The organism is Mongoliibacter ruber, assembly GCF_003003005.1.
Classification (GTDB): Bacteria; Bacteroidota; Bacteroidia; order Cytophagales; family Cyclobacteriaceae; genus Mongoliibacter; species Mongoliibacter ruber.
Genome location: NZ_PVTR01000002.1, coordinates 20,906 through 39,052 on the forward strand (window position 1 = coordinate 20,906; position 18,147 = coordinate 39,052).

General features: G+C 38.9%; 19 protein-coding genes and 1 tRNA gene. 8 read left to right on the forward strand and 12 right to left on the reverse strand.

What is annotated here, in order from left to right; all coding sequences use genetic code 11:
- Window positions 1-647: 647 nt before the first annotated feature.
- The 8 genes from CLW00_RS03405 to tpiA form a co-directional block, all read right to left on the reverse strand.
- A complete protein-coding gene (locus tag CLW00_RS03405) occupies window positions 648-1,400 on the reverse strand; it encodes a LytR/AlgR family response regulator transcription factor (RefSeq protein ID WP_106132261.1) in 753 nt (250 codons plus the stop codon).
- A 69-nt stretch (window positions 1,401-1,469) separates the two neighbouring features.
- Complete coding sequence (locus tag CLW00_RS03410; RefSeq protein WP_106132262.1) at window positions 1,470-2,606, reverse strand: sensor histidine kinase; 1,137 nt, start codon at window positions 2,604-2,606, stop codon at window positions 1,470-1,472.
- A 2-nt stretch (window positions 2,607-2,608) separates the two neighbouring features.
- Window positions 2,609-2,896: a hypothetical protein gene (locus CLW00_RS03415; RefSeq protein ID WP_106132263.1), complete on the reverse strand. Its 288-nt coding sequence runs from the start codon at window positions 2,894-2,896 to the stop codon at window positions 2,609-2,611.
- Between the two features lie 176 nt (window positions 2,897-3,072).
- On the reverse strand, window positions 3,073-3,729 hold the full coding sequence (locus tag CLW00_RS03420) for a hypothetical protein (protein WP_245917160.1): 657 nt from the start codon (window positions 3,727-3,729) through the stop codon (window positions 3,073-3,075).
- Window positions 3,730-3,740: 11 nt separating this feature from the next.
- The gene (locus CLW00_RS03425) at window positions 3,741-5,891 is read right to left on the reverse strand and encodes a TonB-dependent receptor (protein WP_106132264.1); all 2,151 of its coding nucleotides are present in this window, start codon (window positions 5,889-5,891) and stop codon (window positions 3,741-3,743) included.
- 262 nt (window positions 5,892-6,153) lie between these two features.
- On the reverse strand, window positions 6,154-6,336 hold the full coding sequence (locus tag CLW00_RS03430; RefSeq protein WP_106132265.1) for a hypothetical protein: 183 nt from the start codon (window positions 6,334-6,336) through the stop codon (window positions 6,154-6,156).
- Window positions 6,333-7,163, reverse strand: coding sequence for a 50S ribosomal protein L11 methyltransferase (gene prmA / locus CLW00_RS03435; RefSeq protein ID WP_106132266.1), 831 nt, complete (start codon window positions 7,161-7,163; stop codon window positions 6,333-6,335). The genes CLW00_RS03430 and prmA overlap by 4 nt, the downstream gene beginning before the upstream one ends.
- 87 nt (window positions 7,164-7,250) lie before the next feature.
- Window positions 7,251-8,012 carry a triose-phosphate isomerase gene (tpiA, locus tag CLW00_RS03440; protein WP_106132267.1) on the reverse strand — a complete coding sequence of 254 codons (762 nt, stop codon included), beginning with the start codon at window positions 8,010-8,012 and terminating at the stop codon, window positions 7,251-7,253.
- Between the two features lie 74 nt (window positions 8,013-8,086).
- On the opposite strand from tpiA, the gene CLW00_RS03445 reads away from it, so the two are divergent.
- From CLW00_RS03445 to CLW00_RS03455, 3 genes are all read left to right on the forward strand, one after another.
- Window positions 8,087-8,587 carry a regulatory protein RecX gene (locus tag CLW00_RS03445; RefSeq protein WP_106132660.1) on the forward strand — a complete coding sequence of 167 codons (501 nt, stop codon included), beginning with the start codon at window positions 8,087-8,089 and terminating at the stop codon, window positions 8,585-8,587.
- 58 nt (window positions 8,588-8,645) lie between these two features.
- Window positions 8,646-9,149 (forward strand): hypothetical protein, encoded by a 504-nt coding sequence (locus CLW00_RS03450; RefSeq protein ID WP_106132268.1) that lies wholly within the window; start codon window positions 8,646-8,648, stop codon window positions 9,147-9,149.
- A 171-nt stretch (window positions 9,150-9,320) separates the two neighbouring features.
- Window positions 9,321-9,923 carry a DUF2179 domain-containing protein gene (locus CLW00_RS03455; protein WP_106132269.1) on the forward strand — a complete coding sequence of 201 codons (603 nt, stop codon included), beginning with the start codon at window positions 9,321-9,323 and terminating at the stop codon, window positions 9,921-9,923.
- Window positions 9,924-10,345: 422 nt separating this feature from the next.
- On the opposite strand, the gene CLW00_RS03460 is transcribed toward CLW00_RS03455, so the two are convergent.
- From CLW00_RS03460 to CLW00_RS03475, 4 genes are all read right to left on the reverse strand, one after another.
- The gene (locus tag CLW00_RS03460) at window positions 10,346-12,271 is read right to left on the reverse strand and encodes a CHU_0125 family OmpA-like outer membrane integrity protein (protein WP_106132270.1); all 1,926 of its coding nucleotides are present in this window, start codon (window positions 12,269-12,271) and stop codon (window positions 10,346-10,348) included.
- Between the two features lie 53 nt (window positions 12,272-12,324).
- Window positions 12,325-12,816: a hypothetical protein gene (locus tag CLW00_RS03465; protein WP_106132271.1), complete on the reverse strand. Its 492-nt coding sequence runs from the start codon at window positions 12,814-12,816 to the stop codon at window positions 12,325-12,327.
- Window positions 12,817-13,248: 432 nt separating this feature from the next.
- Window positions 13,249-14,040: a (Fe-S)-binding protein gene (locus CLW00_RS03470; protein WP_106132272.1), complete on the reverse strand. Its 792-nt coding sequence runs from the start codon at window positions 14,038-14,040 to the stop codon at window positions 13,249-13,251.
- 85 nt (window positions 14,041-14,125) lie between these two features.
- The gene (locus CLW00_RS03475; protein WP_106132273.1) at window positions 14,126-15,460 is read right to left on the reverse strand and encodes a 4Fe-4S dicluster domain-containing protein; all 1,335 of its coding nucleotides are present in this window, start codon (window positions 15,458-15,460) and stop codon (window positions 14,126-14,128) included.
- A gap of 106 nt (window positions 15,461-15,566) precedes the next feature.
- Here CLW00_RS03475 and CLW00_RS03480 point away from each other — a divergent pair.
- The 5 genes from CLW00_RS03480 (at window position 15,567) to CLW00_RS03500 (ending at window position 17,913) form a co-directional block, all read left to right on the forward strand.
- Window positions 15,567-15,639, forward strand: a tRNA-Phe gene (locus CLW00_RS03480).
- Between the two features lie 203 nt (window positions 15,640-15,842).
- The gene (locus CLW00_RS03485; RefSeq protein WP_106132274.1) at window positions 15,843-16,337 is read left to right on the forward strand and encodes an RNA polymerase sigma factor; all 495 of its coding nucleotides are present in this window, start codon (window positions 15,843-15,845) and stop codon (window positions 16,335-16,337) included.
- A gap of 13 nt (window positions 16,338-16,350) precedes the next feature.
- On the forward strand, window positions 16,351-16,755 hold the full coding sequence (locus CLW00_RS03490) for a hypothetical protein (RefSeq protein WP_146131362.1): 405 nt from the start codon (window positions 16,351-16,353) through the stop codon (window positions 16,753-16,755).
- A gap of 2 nt (window positions 16,756-16,757) precedes the next feature.
- Window positions 16,758-17,282, forward strand: coding sequence for a DUF4252 domain-containing protein (locus CLW00_RS03495; protein ID WP_106132276.1), 525 nt, complete (start codon window positions 16,758-16,760; stop codon window positions 17,280-17,282).
- A 145-nt stretch (window positions 17,283-17,427) separates the two neighbouring features.
- The gene (locus CLW00_RS03500; RefSeq protein ID WP_106132277.1) at window positions 17,428-17,913 is read left to right on the forward strand and encodes a DUF4252 domain-containing protein; all 486 of its coding nucleotides are present in this window, start codon (window positions 17,428-17,430) and stop codon (window positions 17,911-17,913) included.
- Window positions 17,914-18,147 lie beyond the last annotated feature (234 nt).

Sequence of the window (18,147 nt, forward strand, 5' to 3'; positions counted from 1 at the left end):
GGCATTGCCTGAATATTAGGCTAGAGTACCGTTATTGTTGAGTAAGCCCCGATGTTTTGGATATTTTTACTAGTCGACTAGGTAAATTATCGGGTATTTTCACTAGTGCACTAGGTAAATCATCGGATAATTTTACTATGGGTCTGAAGATTTCTTTCGGAGGATTGTGTGATGGAGGGTGTATTAATTCTCTTTGATTTTTCTTCCTCTATTAATTTTCTCCTCATCCCATCCCTGTTTTTGGCGGAAAGCTTTTTCAACTCTTAAACATTATTTGGCCAAAAACCATAAAACACGCTATCATTTAAACCCCGGGTAGCTACCCGGGGCTATTCAAAGTTCAACCCTTTCAGGGTTATTAATAACTCTACCATTGACAGATTTGTTGGGGTCGTCATCCGTAGGAAGGATCTCCTAGCCTATACGTTAGGAGATCCTTCGCTTCCACATGCTCCGGTTCAGGATGACGTACACCAATTGTCATTCCCTTTCTGTAAATAAATTTTAAAAACTCAGAATGTCAGCACTTCCCTTAATCCCGTATTCTTCCAAATTCTCGCTTTTCAAATGATTTGCTAAACTGAACACAAAAAAGCCTCGTCAATCGTAAATCGTCATTCGTAATTCTCCCCTTCATCCTTCCATTCCTACCCATCCAACCACTCCTTCAGCGCCCCGACTTTCTCTCTGCTCACCAAAATATCATTGTCTGGGCAGTCTTTGAGTTTGATTTTTAGTCTGCTGTTGGAATAGGTGTGGATTTCAGATATGGCTGCAAAGGAGGCGATATATTTTCTGTTCAATCTGAAAAACTTCCTGGGGTCAAGCAAACCCTCCAATTGGTCTAAGGTATAATCCAAAACAAACTTCCTCCCAGAATCATGTTGCAGAAAAGTCACCCGTTCTTCACTGAAAAAAAATGCGCCTTCTTCGGTTGGTACAGATTGAATTTTCTCTCCGATTTTGACCATAAAGCGGCTTTTATATTCCTTTAGCTCTGCCTGCAAAAGGGACTTCAACTGAGCCAAATCCAATGCTTGGCCTACTCTCATTTCCTTGAATTTCTCCAAGGCAAGAATTAGCTCTTTAGGGTCAATTGGTTTTAGTAAATAATCAATCGAATTGAGCTTAAAAGCCCTAATGGCATATTGGTCATATGCTGTAGTGAAAATAATGGGTGAACGTACTTTTACCTTTTCAAAAATTTCAAAACTCAAGCCATCAGCCAATTGGATATCGCAGAAAATCAGGTCAGGTGCTATCTCACTGCCCAACCATTCAACAGCTGATTCGATAGAGTCCAATCCTGAGGTAATTGTAGCTTGAGGAAGCTCCAATGCTATCAATCCTTCAAGCCTCCGGACTGCATGCCTCTCATCTTCTATGATCAGTACTTTCATCTTCGTTTGAATTCATATTTATTGATCAGGTACTCACATGAGGCAAACTGGGAATCTTTCATAAAAGAATCATTCCATTGTGTGTTTTTTTCCCTCATCCTTGAATTCGCGATTATCAACGCGCAGCAAAGGAAGTGATACAATAAATTCATGCTTTGTTTTACGGATCTCCAATTGTCTATCGCTCAACAGTTCGTACCTCTTTTTGATATTTTCTAAGCCAATACCTGAAACTTCTTCCTCTTGACTGGATTTTGGTTGTAGGATATTTCTCACCTCCAAGCTTTGCCCATTTTGATGGATAAACACCTTCAAAGGGTTTTGGCGACTTGCTACATTATGTTTAATGGCATTTTCCAATAGCAACTGTAAAGAGAGTGGAGGAATAAAATAACCTGAGACATCAGTAACCTCTACAAAGTATTCCAAGCTGCTTTCAAACCTGATTTTTTGGAGGCTCAGGTAATTTTCAGCAAAAACCAGTTCCTCCTCCAAACTTACCAATTCTTCATTTTGTACTTCCAATACATACCGGTATATCCGTGAAAGCTGCTGGATAAAATCAGCAGACTTATCCGGGCTTTCATAGACAAGGTTAGAGAGGACGTTGAGGGAATTAAAAAGGAAATGTGGGTTGAGCTGATTTTTTAATGATTGGTATTGGCTGGCTAATTTTTCGGATCTCAATTTTTCTGCCTCAATTGCAGCATTTCTCCATTCAAAAAGCCATGATCTGGATATAAATATAGCAATGATAATCACTGCAATAATAATTGGATAAAGGGTATTTGTCAGTATTCTTAACCAGGATATATTAGAAAACGTCACTTCTTCCACTGTGATGACTACATACAGTGTAATGAGTATGTAACTGACCACAAAACAATAAAGCAAATATGTCCCTGTAGTAAATACCAATCGCTTTACAGGTTGCTGAATCCAAGATATCCTTTTATCAAAGTAATTTTCTACAGTGAATCCTCCAAAGCTAATAGTCGAGGACATCAAAAATGAAAACAAAAACTCAGGGAAAATACTCTTCAAACCTTCAAATGAAAGTAAGCAAGCCGGGCATTGGATCAGCATGAGCACCGCAGCTATCAAAAGATTGAGCAAAATAAACCTGCCTAAAGAATTGAAAATGGTAGCGGATACAAAAACCTTCTTAGACCATGATTTAGGATAAATCTGAGCTTGATCTCTCATTTTTAAGATTTGTTTTTCTTAGAAGAATTAGATGCTAAAATACCCCATCCCCCCGAGCCAAGGAGAAAACCCAATGCATACCACGAACCATTATTATTTGGGGCATACATGGCAATTTCTGAATCAAAAAAACTGACTATCAAGCCTATAGGAGCAATTAATCCATGTACAAATCCCCAAAGAAAGCCATACTCTTTCCCTTCTAAAGACGCTTCCATAGGTACATTTTCAGCACAACTTGAAAGGAGAACAATACTTATCGCAATAATGAGAAATTTACTGGTTTTCATCCTTTAATATATTTTGGATTTAATTTCAACTAACCGATATAGCCATACAATTTAAGGAAAAATAATTCTGGGTCAACCTTATCAACTGACCCAGAAAATTTCTGAAACTAACTGTTTCATATTTAAGCAAAGTTTAATCCGAAAGTACAATTTTTAACCTTGGCCGATAAAGTGGCTTAATTCTGACAATTATCTTTCATTTGTTCAGCCATTTCCTTGCCCCATCTCGGCTCGAAACTTTCCACTTTAGTTTCGTCAGCTTCTTTCCTAAAAAGCTCTAAACTGGATTGTACCAAGCCGCATGCCTTTTCTGGTCCCTGACCAAAGAACTGTGCCATACCCAATTCCATTTGCGCCAATAGAATGATTGCTCTTGGGTTTTGCCTGTTTAGGTCAACTGCTTTTCCAAAAGTCTGCATGGCCTGACCTGAAAGATGCTGCCCTCTTGTCTGCGGATCTGCTGCCAGTTCTCCCATGGTAATAAACCCCTGAAGTGCTACCACTTCCGAGTTGTCCGGAGAGATTTTAGCCGCTCTATCCGCATGTTTTTTTGCTGTTCCAAAATACGCATCTTTCTCTTCTAAGCCTCCTTCGCTTCGAAAACCCGCATTAGCTAAAGCCAATCCTGCATAATATTCAGGAAGCCATTCTTCCGGCATCATTTGGGCTATTCTCGAAAAGCCATTGGCAACTTTTTGAAGGTCTTCCGAACTTTTGGCTACTTTCATGGCTTGAAGTTCCTTTTCCATGGCCTTTTGATAGGCTTCATTGTCGGCTTGCACGATGAATGAAAATAAACATGTTGTGATCAAGGTTAAAATGTACTTTTTCATAATTATTATTTTTATAGGTTATTTAAATTATTAGCGTTTTTGTCCTTTGATAAGGTTAAGAATACTCCCAGTAGAAAAAACCTCGGTGCCTGTAGACCTACAGGTTGTGACTCGAATCGACCAGCCTCATTGGCTTGCGGGCTAAACTGGTAGCCGAAGACATTCTCCCTGCCATACACATTGTTACAAGCCAAGTGAATGATCAGGTTCGGTTTAGGTAAATAGGACCAGCCTATACTGAGGTCCTGAAAACTCCTGGTTTTGGCGTTCATTTCTCCTGGAAAATTTGGATCGGTAAAAGTGTATCCATCATTGATGACCCAAGAAAGACCCAATTGAGATTTTAAAGCTTGGATCCAATGTTTGACCACTACAGAGCCATTATGCCTTGGTGCAAACCATGGCTGTACCATGGTGTTGAACTGGGCAAACACCCTCTTACTATCCACATAGCTGTATGTCAACCAAAAATCTGTGTTCTTGAAGCTTTTCTGATCCCTGTAAAAAACATCCATCCCTCTAGCGAAACCCGCTCCTTGCTGGGCTACATTTTCATATTGGTAAGGCATCCCTTCAAAGGTCAAGAGGTTTTTATAATCCTTATAAAAGGCCTCTGCCCGAATAGTCCGGCCATTGGTACTTAGAAGGTAATTCAGAATAAGATGGTCCGCTACGGTGTTTTGCAACTCTGTATTGAAAATTCTAAGTTGTTCTACAGCAGATTGACTGTACCTGCCGGCTGCTAAAGACAGTTGTCCTTGATTTTGGAATTTATAGGCCAATGAAAACCTTGGGTCTAACCATGACTCTTCACCTAATGCACTATATCCTGTTCTGAGCCCGGATCGCAGGATCAATTTATTGCTGAAATAATAATCTGCTTCCGCAAATACAGTGGGTTGATGGTCTACAAATGAACGCTCAAGGTCTTCGGTGATCAAATTTTCTGAATAAGAGAAAACGAAATGTTCCACCCCGGTCTTTAGGGAAAATTTATCCGAAAAGTCTTTTACAGCCACCATTTTCCCATGTAATACCTGATTTTGATTTCTAACATTTAGGCCAGCAATGGAAAAATTATCTGTATTGGAAGAAAAGGACATACCACCATATAGGCTCCAGCTTTCACCCGCTAGCTGCTTGAATGAAAGCTGCCCAAAATGGTAATTGTTGTCTATCCCTAAAAGGCTTCCCCTTCCCTGAGATTGGGAAGTTTTCTGCCAGAGTTTCATGCCATTGGCCGAGGTGTGGAAATATGCTTTGAGCATTCCGCTGTTTCCCCATTTTTGCCTACCGGAAACTTCCGCATCCCAGCCATACGGAGCCCTTTCCCAATCAAAATTTTGTCTTACAAGAGATTGGTAAGGAGAAAGATCAAAATAATTTGCAGATGCGGTGAGGCTATTTTTTTTCCCTACCAAAGTCTGATTATAGCCAGCTCCTACAGACAAGATACTGATATCTCCTTGATTTCGGGCTGGCATGTCAACCGTATTCAATGACAATGCAGAAGACAAAGCATGGCCATATTCTGCCGAATATCCTCCTGTACTGAAAAAAGAACCTTTGAACAAGTTGGGGTTGAACCGCGTCCGTGTCGGCACATTTGCAGCTGTTGTTCCAAAGGCATTGCCCACTTTCATCCCATCTATAAATATGGCTGTTTCGGAAGCATCACCACCTCTGACAAATAGACGGCCATCATTACCCACAGCAGCAGTGCCCGGTAGGGTTTGAAAAGCTCCGACTACATCTCCCATGGCTGAAGGTACTGTGACTATATCCACTGGCTTGAGCACAATTGATTTCTTCTCATCCGACGCTTCCAAAGCTCCGGCGCTGATGGTCACCGCAGTCATTTCATTGATGGTTTCCTTTAAAACAGGTCTTATGACAATATTCCCCGCCTTCAAAGTCTGAGGTGATTCAAAGGTCTTAAATCCCAGGGCCTGAAACACCACAATCACTTCGCCCTCTATGTCTGTGACTAGGTTAAAACTACCATCAATTTCAGATGAAGTTCCCTCAAAAGTGCCTCTCAGGTAAATATTGACACCAGGGATCGTCGTGCCTTTGTGGTCAAAGACTATTCCCTCAATGATAGTCTGACTTAGCGCTATGGTAGACCAAAGAATAAAGAAAGTGGAAAGTAAGATTTTCATATGCTGAGCTTTGATCCAAAACTCAGGAATATGATCAGATCTAAAAATTAAAGTCTACTGAACTGCAGGATCAGCTTACTGAACTGTAAAAATCAGATACTGGACTTTTATGCATTTACTGAATTATACATATAATTAAGTGGAAATCTTCTTTGTACATCAGTTCGATATTGATTGATATTGGATATAAAACGATATTGATCCGAAACATCCATTGTTACAGAATAATGATATTTTTAGCAAAGATGTTTACAATGGATTTTTATCGATTCTTATACTTTCCCCAAAAATAAACCGGAAATACCAAGGCCTTCAACTTCCAATCGTTCTTTTCACGGAGGTTGAGTGACTCATCTTTATGCACAGCACTGTACATTTTGGAAGCCATTAGGGTATGGCCAATGAGCAATAGAAATATGATTGCGTAGGTGATTAATTCTGTCATTTCCTTATCAAGAGCAATGCTGCCCAATTGTCTTTTGATTTTTGTCCTATTTTTTCCAAACCATATTGATTGGCTTTGGCTTCGATATCGACGATATCATGCTCATAAAATCCACTCAAAAATAGCTTCCCACCATTTGTAACCAACTTGGAATATACTTCCATTTCATCAAGCAGTACATTTTTATTGATATTAGCCAAAACGATATCAAATTCCCCTTGAGGCTTGACTTCTCGGACCGTTCCCTTGCCCATCCTGACATCCTGCATTCCATTGAGGTCGAAGTTCTCATCCCCATTTTCTACACACCACTCATCGATATCAAAAGCCTCCACATGCGCTGCACCTAGCTTATGAGCCATAATCGCCAATATGCCAGTACCTGCACCGATATCCAATACCCTTTTTCCCTCATGATCTACATCCAACTGATGTGAAATCATCAAATAAGTAGTGGCATGATGCCCTGTCCCAAATGACATCTTGGGATTGATCAGGATCTCATATTCAAACTCAGGTTTTGCTTCATGAAAAGAAGCCCTTACATACACCTTGTCACCCACCATAATAGGATCATAGTGTTTTTCCCACTCCTCATTCCAATTGACCTTATCCATCAAGCCTTCCTCTACAGTCAAAGAAGCGGAATCTACATACTTATCATAGATTTCCTGATAGGTATCTCTGTGAAATTGACTTTCTTCTATGTAAGCATCTATCCCCTGATCAGTTTCCAAAAAGGAATCAAAGCCAATTTCAGCTAATTCGGCAATTAAAATTTCACGAAATGGTTCCTTACAGCTGATCTTAAATTCTAGGTATTGCATGATTGCGTTGGGTAAAAAAACACCCGAAGCCTGGGTTTCGACTTTTAAGTCGCCTGCTGCTCCGGGTGAAAATATATGGGGAATTATTTAAAATGATTTCACAATTTCAACAAAGTCTCTAGACTTAAGAGATGCTCCTCCTATCAAACCACCATCTACATCAGGCTTACTGAACAATTCCTTGGCATTGTCCGGCTTTGCCGAACCGCCATAGAGAATAGATAGGTTGCCTGCAATCTCTTCCCCAAACTTAGAGGCGATATGAGACCTCAAGGCCGCATGCATTTCTTGTGCTTGGTCCGAACTGGCCGTTTTTCCTGTACCTATTGCCCAAATCGGCTCATAGGCAAGAACAATTTTTGACATTTCTTCAGTTGTAAACCCAAAAAGACTTTCTGTCAATTGGTTTTTCACATAATCTTCATGCGTACCAGCTTCACGTATTTCCAAAGGTTCTCCACAGCAGAAAATTGGTGTCAACCCATTAGCCAACGCTTGCTTTGTTTTTTCGGTAAGCAGTTGGTTAGATTCAGCAAAGTATTCTCTTCTTTCACTATGACCGATGATCACGAACTTTGCACCAAAAGAGGCTAACATCCCAGCTGAAGTTTCACCTGTATAGGCTCCTGACTCTTTATCAGAACAATTTTGTGATCCCAAAAATAAGTTAGGTGTATCGCCAATCAGTTTTTTGACTGAATGGAGGTGCACAAAAGGAGGGTTGAGGACCACAGTCACATCCTTCACATTTTCATCTTTGAGCATATTGACAATTTCTGAAGTCAGCTTTTGACCTTCTTCGAAATTCAAGTTCATTTTCCAGTTACCCGCTACTATATTCTTTCGCATGATTGTTTAATGGTTTGATGAATAGATTTGAAAAAAATAACACTTACAGTTACTTTGGGATAAAATTACACAAAATGTCCTTCCCAAGAAAAGATAATCCGTTTGATAAACCTAAAAAGTACTGGTCGTTGCAAGAAGCAAAAATCAAAATCGCTGCATATTGTGCTTATCAGGACAGGTGTCAAATGGAAGTCAGGAATAAATTGTATGAAAAAGGGGTCTATGGTGACAAGGCGGAGGATTTGATTGCTGAAATGATTTCAGAGGGTTTTTTGAACGAAGAAAGATTTGCCCAATCTTTTGTGAGGGGAAAATACAGGTTGAAAAAGTGGGGACGAAATAGGATACAGCTAGAATTAAAGCAAAAACAAGTTAGCCCATATTGTATCAAGTCGGGTCTCAAAGAAATTGACCCAGAAGAATATTGGGAAATATTAAAAAGGGAAACCGAAAAAAAATACTATTCCATCAAAGAGCAAGATGAATTTAAAAAACGGTACAAAACAACACAATATTTGATGGGTAGGGGATTTGAAATGGACTTGATCCAAAGTGCATTGGAGGAGTTAAATTGATGACAAAACTTTATTTATTGAAGCCAAAAGGCTATTTTGCAGGAGTTTTGACTTTGAGATGATTCAGAAATTATTCCCTTTAGACAAAAATTACCTTCTAAGACAAGCACAATCTGTACTTGAAGATCAGTTGGTAGAAATGATGGTTTTTGAGCTAAAAAAATCATACACGCAGCTATACAACCCTTTGATGCTGATGGATGAGACTTTTGTGAGAATTCTGGACACTCATCACTACCCCAAAGACAGGTTACAAATGATTTACCGTCAACTTTGCGGTATATACAGATTCAAAAACGGTGACAACCAGTTGGAATTGCTTTTCGACGGCAGGTCTCATCTAGACAAATTCAAAGATGATTGGTCAAACCAATTGTTGAATTGGACGCGTGAATTGGGAATGCACGAACAATATGTCAAAACAATGCTGAGAATGACCATACTTTTTGACTCTGATTCACGTGCTGAATGGTCTGAAAATCACTGTAAAGCATTCATCAACCAGTATTTTGACCTTAAAATTGTAAAGAGAAAAGGTGAGCTAAAGCTGAAAATTGCCTGAGTTTGATTCTGATTATTTTATAAATCATCCTAGTTAGACATATTTTTTATCAGTATCCTATTTAGCATCAGGGATGGTAACCAAAAAATATATCACCAAAATCGGAAGCTAATTTGGTTTTTTTAGGGAATGGTATTTGCGTACCGTACCTTTGTTGTAAAAATTAGCACCATGCAGGAGTATTTTCTGAATTTTGGAATTTCCCAAGACTTATTCAATTACGTGATCATGCCCTTGTTGATCTTTATGGCAAGGGTCACGGATGTATCTATCAATACCTTAAGGATAATGTTTGTCCTCAACGGCAAAAAGAATGTGGCGCCTATACTTGGCTTTTTTGAGGCCTTAATTTGGCTTTTGGCAATTGGACAGATTTTTCAAAATATCAATAACCCCATGTCTTATTTTGCATATGCAGGCGGATTTGCCATGGGTACCTATGTGGGCATGACCATTGAGGAAAAACTTGCTCTGGGAAGGGTTTTGGTCAGGGTAATTACACCGGCACCTATGCCGGAATTGATTGAATATATGAAGGAAAGAAATTACAGGTTTACAAGTGTAGGAGCCGAGGGAAGGTTTGGAAAAGTAAACCTACTTTTTACAGTTATGAAGAGGGAAGATTTAAAAACCTATATCCCAAAAATCAAGGAATTTAATGACAAAGCATTTTACACCATCGAAAGTGTAAAGCGGATCAGCGAAGATGATTTTAACGCCATGGAAGATAGGCCAAAGTTTACGACTAAAGTCTGGAGTAGGCTAAGGAAATAAGAAATCATTTAGCCCAAAATGTATATACGGAATGTTACCAGTATTTGAAGAAGAGAGTTCTCTTTGATTCATTTCGATATTAATTGATATTAGATATTGATCTAAATCAAACATTAATACCAGAATTATAATCTACTGGCAAAGTAGCATATAATCATATCGCCAAATAAATAGCCCTCTGCAATTACTGCAAAGGGCTATCTATTTAATAATTAAATTATATGCAATTATGTCATTAGCCAAATTTTATAAATTCAACATCCAGTTTAGAACCAATATCCGTGAATAGCTTGTCAAACGTGTCGGATTCTACTCGCCTCCCGGAGAGCAGATATTAATGAATATCGGAAAACTAATAAACTAAACTACTGATGATTGCCGAAGACATTGCTGACCTAAATACTAGATTAAATTTTTAATCTCTAATCCAATAACTCAATCACTTTAAATTCGGTTCTTCTATTCACCTGATGGTCTTCCTCGGTCTGGGCATTTTCGATGATCAGCTGTCTCTTTCCATAACCTTTCGCCACCAATCTATCCTCGTCAATTCCTTGTGAAACAATATAAGCTACTGCAGATTCTGCTCTTCGCTGGGATAAGGCATCATTATAAGCATCTGTGGCCCTTGCGTCTGTGTGTGAACTCAGTTCTATTCGGATTGATGGGTTGTCTTTAAGGATCTGAACCAACTTATCCAACTCTTGGGCTGCATCCGGCCTGATATCCGCTTTGTCCAAATCATAATAGATGTTGTCTAAGACAATGGACCTTTCCAGAATCAAAGGATCCAATACAATAGTGGTATCCAAAACAATATTGGTAACGTCCTGTATCAAATCTTCTGGATTTGGAGTCTTACCCACAGTACTATAATTGACTGTTTTGGTAAAATATCCTGTTTTGGAAGCAATTAAAGAGAAAGTTTGATTTGGAGTAAGGGTAAATCTCAACCGGCCGCTTTGGTTAGAGAAATCACCTCCAATATTTTTGTTGCTTTGGTCGTAGAGCACTACCCTTGTTTGTGGTAATGTCTCTTCCGAACCATCATCCTTTTTCTCTTTGGTGGTTACATTCAACAAAACATTGACGATTTTGGGCTTTGGTGTTTTGTCTTCAAAATAATAAATATCATCATCTCCTTCTCCGCCAGCCCTATTTGAAGATAAAAACCCTTCAGTAGGATACTTGGTGAAGTGTATTCCAAAATCGTCTGCGATAGTGTTCACATTTGGCCCAAGATTTTTGACTTCCCAGCCTTTTTCGGTCTGTTCTGCGACAAATATATCAAGCTTTCCAAAGCCCGGATGTCCGTCTGAAGCAAAGAAAAGCTTTCCATCAGGTGCTACATAAGGAAACATTTCGTTACCGGGAGTATTGATTTGAGGCCCAAGGTTGACAGCATTGCCAAAATCTCCATTAGCAAGTTTGGTTGCTTTGTATAAGTCCAACCCGCCTCTTCCCCCATCTCTATTGGAAGTGAAGTAGAGTACTTCTCCATCAGGACTAAATGCTGGTGTGGAATTAAACCAAAATTCATCTTCATTGACAGGCATCCATATAGGTTGGGTAAATCCTCCACCTCTAAAGTAACTGGCAAATAAATGTACATCAGGAAGATCTCTGTTGGACCTGGAATTTCCACGTGCATAAACAATCGTGTTGCCATCAGGGCTAATGGCTATAGCCCCTTGATTCAGCCCATCTTCATTTCTGAACTCGGGCATTTCCTGTACATTCTGCACATCCACTTTTATCCCATCAGCACGCGCTCTATAGATTTTTGTATATGGGACTCCTGTAGCCGGATAAATCCCTCCTCCAGTTCTGCTGCTGGTAAAATAAATAAAGCCTTCACTGAAAACAGGTGAATAATCAGTACCGGAAGTATTTAGCAGGCTGTAATTTTCAACTTCCAGGTATGGGAAGTAGTCTTCAATATCTTCTACACTTTTGAGACTATTTAACTCAAGGTCCAATTGTCTCTGAAAATTGTCGTCGAGTGTTAAATCTTTTGCTTTGGAAAATGCCTTTTCCGCTTCTTCATATTTACCTTGGCTTTTATAGCTTTGACCCAATCTATAATAAGATTCAAAAGATTCTTCCTCCTCTACAAGTTTTTCATAATAGGCCTGGGATTTTTCTATTCGATTGGAAAGCCTGTAGCTCTCTGCTACATAAAAGTTAGCTTCCTTATTATCAGGGTCATCTTCGAGTACTTTTGAAAAAGTACTGATCGCCAATTGATATTCACCTCCCGCAAACTGATTTTGCCCTTTTTGAAAAAGGCTTGTACATGATCCAAAAAGAAGGATTAGCAAACTAAGAAATAAAGCATATTGCTTCATGTGTATTCTCCAGATAAATTTCTCGATGTTTTAAATATAGGATAATTATATAATTAATTCCTAAAGTATTTGTTTAACCAGCTCTCTTTAGCGCTGACGAGCCACTTATTGTCTAAGTCAGCCTTTTCTTTTACGAGTGGATTGAGGACTAGGGTTTCAGGATTTAACAATCCCGCTTGGACACTTTCTTTGATTCCAAAGACGGAGTTAACCTCCAGATTGTCCTCATTTGCTAAAAAACCGACTTTCCCTTGATCAAGGAGGTTTACTCCAAGCTGTTGCTCTATTTCTCGCAGAGTCCTTACCGAGCTATCAATGGAACATCCGCTTGCTCCCAGCTGACTTTCATCCACAGACAATACCAGGACCTGATCAAACTTAATGGTAAAAGAGGTGGGCATTTTTGCTCCATGCGTATTCCACTGATCACAAAAAGCCTCCAACCGCTCTTTGACCCAGACTACTTCGCTTTCTGTAAACTTTCTGTCAGATTGATACACCCAAATGCGGGCATGTGCAGGCATATGTTCAAATTCCAAATACATCTTGTGGCTGTTAAATTGTTCACCAAAATAAGGAGAATTCGGTCAAATTAGTTCTTTCTTTATAACGTAGAAAATTGAATTGAAGGTATGTTTTGAATTGATCCTCTAAAAGAAGTTCAGAACTTAACAAAGCACTTTACATATTCCGCGATTTTTGTACCCAAATAATATGGCAAATTTAAAAGGTCATTTTATTTCTTTATGTGTAACAAAGTCAAGGCAAATATTAGAAACTAGAAATAATTTAAAATTGTATCCTCAATGCAAGTAATAATGAATTACAAATACAGGCTTACACATTTATTGAATCATTTATAGTTAGAACATTTTTTGGCATTACCATCAAATTTTGAAAGATGAAAAACCAAAAAGACCTGCCACGTTTAAAAAAACTGGCAGGTCTAGGCAATTAAAAGGAATGATTTCCTAAAATCAAATCCCCATATCCTTAGCAATCATCTCTGCCAAGTCATACACTTGGACATCATTCTCCTTGTCTTTATTTTTGACACCATCTGTCATCATCGTAAGGCAAAAAGGACAGCCAACGGCTATTGCCTGTGCACCTGTCGCCAAGGCTTCTTCGGTACGTTCAATATTAATATCCTTTTTTCCCGGTTCAGGCTCTTTGAACATCTGCGCACCTCCAGCCCCACAACAAAGCCCCTTGGTACGACAACGTTTCATTTCAACCAATTCTACATCCAATGCCTTGATTACCTCTCTCGGGGCTTCATATACATTATTGGCCCGGCCTAAAAAACAGGAATCGTGAAACGTGATTTTCTTTCCTTTGAATTCACCCCCACCCTGAAGGGCCACCTTTCCTTCATTGATCAATTGTTGTAAAAATTGGGAATGGTGGATTACCTCGTAGTTTCCGCCGAGAGCTGGGTATTCGTTTTTGATAGTATTGAAACAGTGAGGACAAGCCGTCACTACTTTTTTTATATTATAGCCGTTCAATACTTGAATATTGGCAACAGCTTGCATTTGAAAGAGAAATTCATTGCCAGCTCTTCTTGCTGGATCTCCTGTACAAGCTTCCTCAGGTCCCAATACAGCGAAACTGACACCCACTTTGTTCAGTATTTTTACAAAAGCCTGTGTCACCGCTTTGTAACGGTCATCAAAAGATCCGGCACAACCTACCCAAAATAGGATCTCTGGACTATCGCCGGAAGCAGCCATTTCGGCCATGGTGGGTACTTTATATGTTGACATTTTGGAATTTTAGAGTTAAGATTTTAGATTTTAGATTGAAACGAGAGGCGAGACTGTCTAAAATCTCGATTCACGTTACTCGCTTCTATTCAGCTTCTTGATTTTTTACTTGATCTGCCCAATTGAACCTATCGGTGGGTGCAAATTTCCATGGGGAAAAACTCGTTTCCATATTTTGAAACATTGCATTCCACTGTGCAGGCGAACCAGACTCCTCCATGGCGACATATCTACGCATTTGGAGGATTATCGAAAGTGGATCAATATTGACCGGGCAAGCTTCTACGCAAGCATTGCAAGATGTACAGGCATTGATTTCTTCTTTGGTAGTGTAGTCACCCAAGAGTGATTTCCCGTCTTCCAGCCCTTGCCCACCTGCATCAATACTTTTCACAACTTCTTCAGCCCTGTCTCTCACATCCATCATGATTTTTCTTGGGGAGAGGATTTTACCTGTAATATTCGCAGGACACTCAGCGGTACATCTACCACATTCTGTGCAGCTAAAAGCATTCATAATATTGACCCATGAAAGGTCATTTACATCCTTCGCTCCAAATCTTGCTACTTCTGCAGGTGGCTCACCCGTCGCTTCAGTTTGAATGCCAAGCATCATATTGACTTCGTTGGTCACCTCATCCATATTTTTCATTTCACCTTTTGGCTTCAGGTTAGAATACCAAGTATTGGGGAAGGCCAAGAAAATATGTAGGTGCTTGGAATAGGTCACATAAATAGCAAAAGCAAGTATTCCTACAATATGGAACCACCAGGCAAACCGTTCTATAAAAATCAGCGTCCCATCAGACATTCCCTGGAATATTGGTTGAATCAGCCCACTGAAGAAAAGTCCCTGCAAAGCAATATACTTTTCTACTCCTCTTTCTGCTAGAATTTGATCCGTGGCATTCATGGTCAAAATGGCAAACATAAGCACTATCTCAATAATCAGAATCAGATTGGCATCCAAAGCAGGCCAGCCTTTCAGCTCTTTCATTGCCAAGCGATCTACCCTCATGATGTTTCTTCTTATCAAAAAAGCAAAACAGGACACCAGTACTGCTATAGCTAAGAATTCAAATATATTCATCGCTACGTTATACACGCCACCTAAAAAGGGCGCAAAGATCCTGTGCTGACCAGATAATCCGTCGATAATGAATTCCAGCACTTCAAGATTGATAATGATAAAGGCCACATAAATCAGCAGATGCAAAAAGGCCGGACCGAGTCTTTTGAACATTTTTTTCTGACCCAGGGCAACCAGCATCATGGTTTTCCATCTTTCATCCTGATTGTCATTTCGGGCTTCCTTTTTGCCAAGGAAAATACTTCTTCTTAGGAAACTGACTCTTTTGTATATGATAAAGCCAGCTAAAGCAAAAACAAGAAGAAAAATCAACTGAGGTAAAATGCTCATATTGTTTATTTTAGCGTTTTTTGATTGGGTTTATATGATATTTTTTTCTAAAATGATTTGCATCAAAGGTACAAATATCTACCTTTGCATCACTTTAAACGGAATCGGTGATGTAGCTCAGTTGGTAGAGCATCGGACTGAAAATCCGTGAGTCGGTGGTTCGAATCCACTCATCACCACAAGCCTCGAAGAAATTCGAGGCTTTTTTTATTTCTATGCGTTTCATTTGGTTCATTGTATCCATTCCTTGTATACTTTATAGTGCAAAATAATAAATAGTAGGCATGCATACTATTTTGGCCGACTATTTAAAATCAATCTAATTTCTGAATTTTTATCAAATTGCTGTAACATTTGTCAAACCAATGTATCATCTACCTGAATGAAGACATTTTTTGAAGCACATATTCTAACGCTCAAAAACCAACTGTACAGGATGGCTTACCTCTGGCTCAAAGACAGAGATCTAGCTCAGGATGTACTGCAAAATGCTTTTGAGAAGGCTTGGGTAAGGAAAGATGCGCTTCAGAAAATGGAAAATCCCAAAGGCTGGATGGTAAGGACACTTAAAAATGAAAGCTTACTGCAGTTCAGGAGCAATAAAAAATTTGAAAAACTAGAGGACTGGGATGCTGAATGCGAGGATGAGGAAGATGAAAAAGATACGAGCACAGAAATCAAACTTGTATTCAGGTTTCTTGAATCTCTTCCTGAAAAGCAAAAAGAAGTCTTTCAACTCCGGGAGGTTGAAGGCCTGACTTATGAGGAAATTTCGGAGTACATGGAAATATCCCTCGACCAAGTAAAAGTCAACCTACATAGGGCAAGAAAAGCTCTGCGCGAGTTTTTAACGAAGGAAAATCATGAAAGAAAATAGGCTTAATTCACTTATGAGTAAGTACTGGGAAGGAAAAACCAGTATCGAAGAAGAGGCTGAAATCAGGAAATTGCTGGCAGAAACAGAAGGCCATTTAGAAGCAAAATCTTTTTTCCAAGGACTCAGCTCACTTGGCAAAATCCAAGGAAAACCAATTCATCTTTCCAAGAACAAAAGCAATTCTTGGAAGCAATACCTTCCATATGCTGCAGTCTTTACACTAATACTGATTTCAGGATGGCTCGCACATACTTCTTATCAAGCGCGACAGGAAAAGCTTGCGTATATGGAAGTAATGCAGGCTTTTGACCTAATCCAGGAAAATATGCAAAAAGGCACTTCCCAAATTCAAATTATGGGAGAATTCAAGCACCTAAACACCACCCACGAGCTGTTCAACATTGAAGAAACAAAATAATCATGAAAAAATACATCAGCGCCATATTGCTTTGTTTTGTCATTTCAAGCCTTCAGGCTCAAGATGATGCGATCGTCAAGTTCTTCTCCAAATATATGGAGGATGATAATTTTTCCAGAGTCTACATCAGCCCAAAGATGATGCAGATGGCGGGAGGATTTCTAAAATCTACCGGAGATAATAAAGATGAAGAAGCCCAAAAATTAGGTGAGCTCATCACAAAGGTAAAAGGCATTAGAATATTAAGTGCTGATAAGGTAAGTGGTAATAGGCTCTACCAAGAAGCCATGAATACACTCAATAAAAACCTCTATGAGGATTTGATGGACGTGGCAGATAAGGATTCAAATGTGAAGTTTATGGTAAGGGAAGAAAATGGCAGGGTAAAAGAGCTCATCATGATTACGGGTTCTAAAGATAGCTTTACCTTATTAAGCATGTTGGGAAATTTCACTTATCAGGACCTGAACATCCTGGCCGATAAAACAAATATTCCTGGGATGGACAAGTATAATAAAGGGAAGTAAAAGGTGAAAAAAGAAGAGATTTACTTTTTAGCAAGCTCAAAAGACAAATACGAGCTCCTATATTTCAAATACAAGTCTAACACAAAAGAAAAAGATCGACTCAAATTTCAAGTACAAAACACATTAAATAATTAATCATAACACTATGAAAAAGCAACTATTTATTATCACTGCAATCCTTTTGTTTTTTGCCAATAGCAGTTTTGCCCAGAGCAAAAGTGTAGAAGCGCTTTATCAAAAATACAAAAGCAATGAAAATTTTTTTCACTTAGACGTGGGAGGTAGTTTTATGAATTTCGCAAAAGGCTTCAACATTCAGTTGGAGGATGGACATAAAGAGGCCATCGCCAATTCCATGGAAAGGCTAAAGATGTTTAAACTTCCTGTAAATTCACAAATCGCTAAATCCGAATTTAAAGCTTTACAAAAAGGGCTCGAAAAAGAACGCTTTGACCTTACCATGGAGCTTCATGAGAAACGAAACGGGATAAGCATTTACACTAAAGGGCAAAGTAAAATTTCTGATATAGTAGTATTGGTTCAAGACGATGAAGGGGAAATGATGGTATTCGAATTGCAAGGCAACTTTGATTCAAAAATGTTGTCTGAAGTAACAAAATCCTCAAAATAAAAACTTTGAAAAACCCAAAAGACAGTGATGCTCGAGATCACTGTCTTAATATTTTATAATTTGGGAATTCGCAATCGATTGTTTCATAATAATTAATTTTTTTATAGTAAAAAAAATTTTATTTGGTTTTCCGCATGCATTTTCTACAAAAATTCTTGCCGTTACCGATTGCGGAAAAATTTTATTGATTTTTACATCATTAATAATTAGATATATTCTTTACATATTCATTAA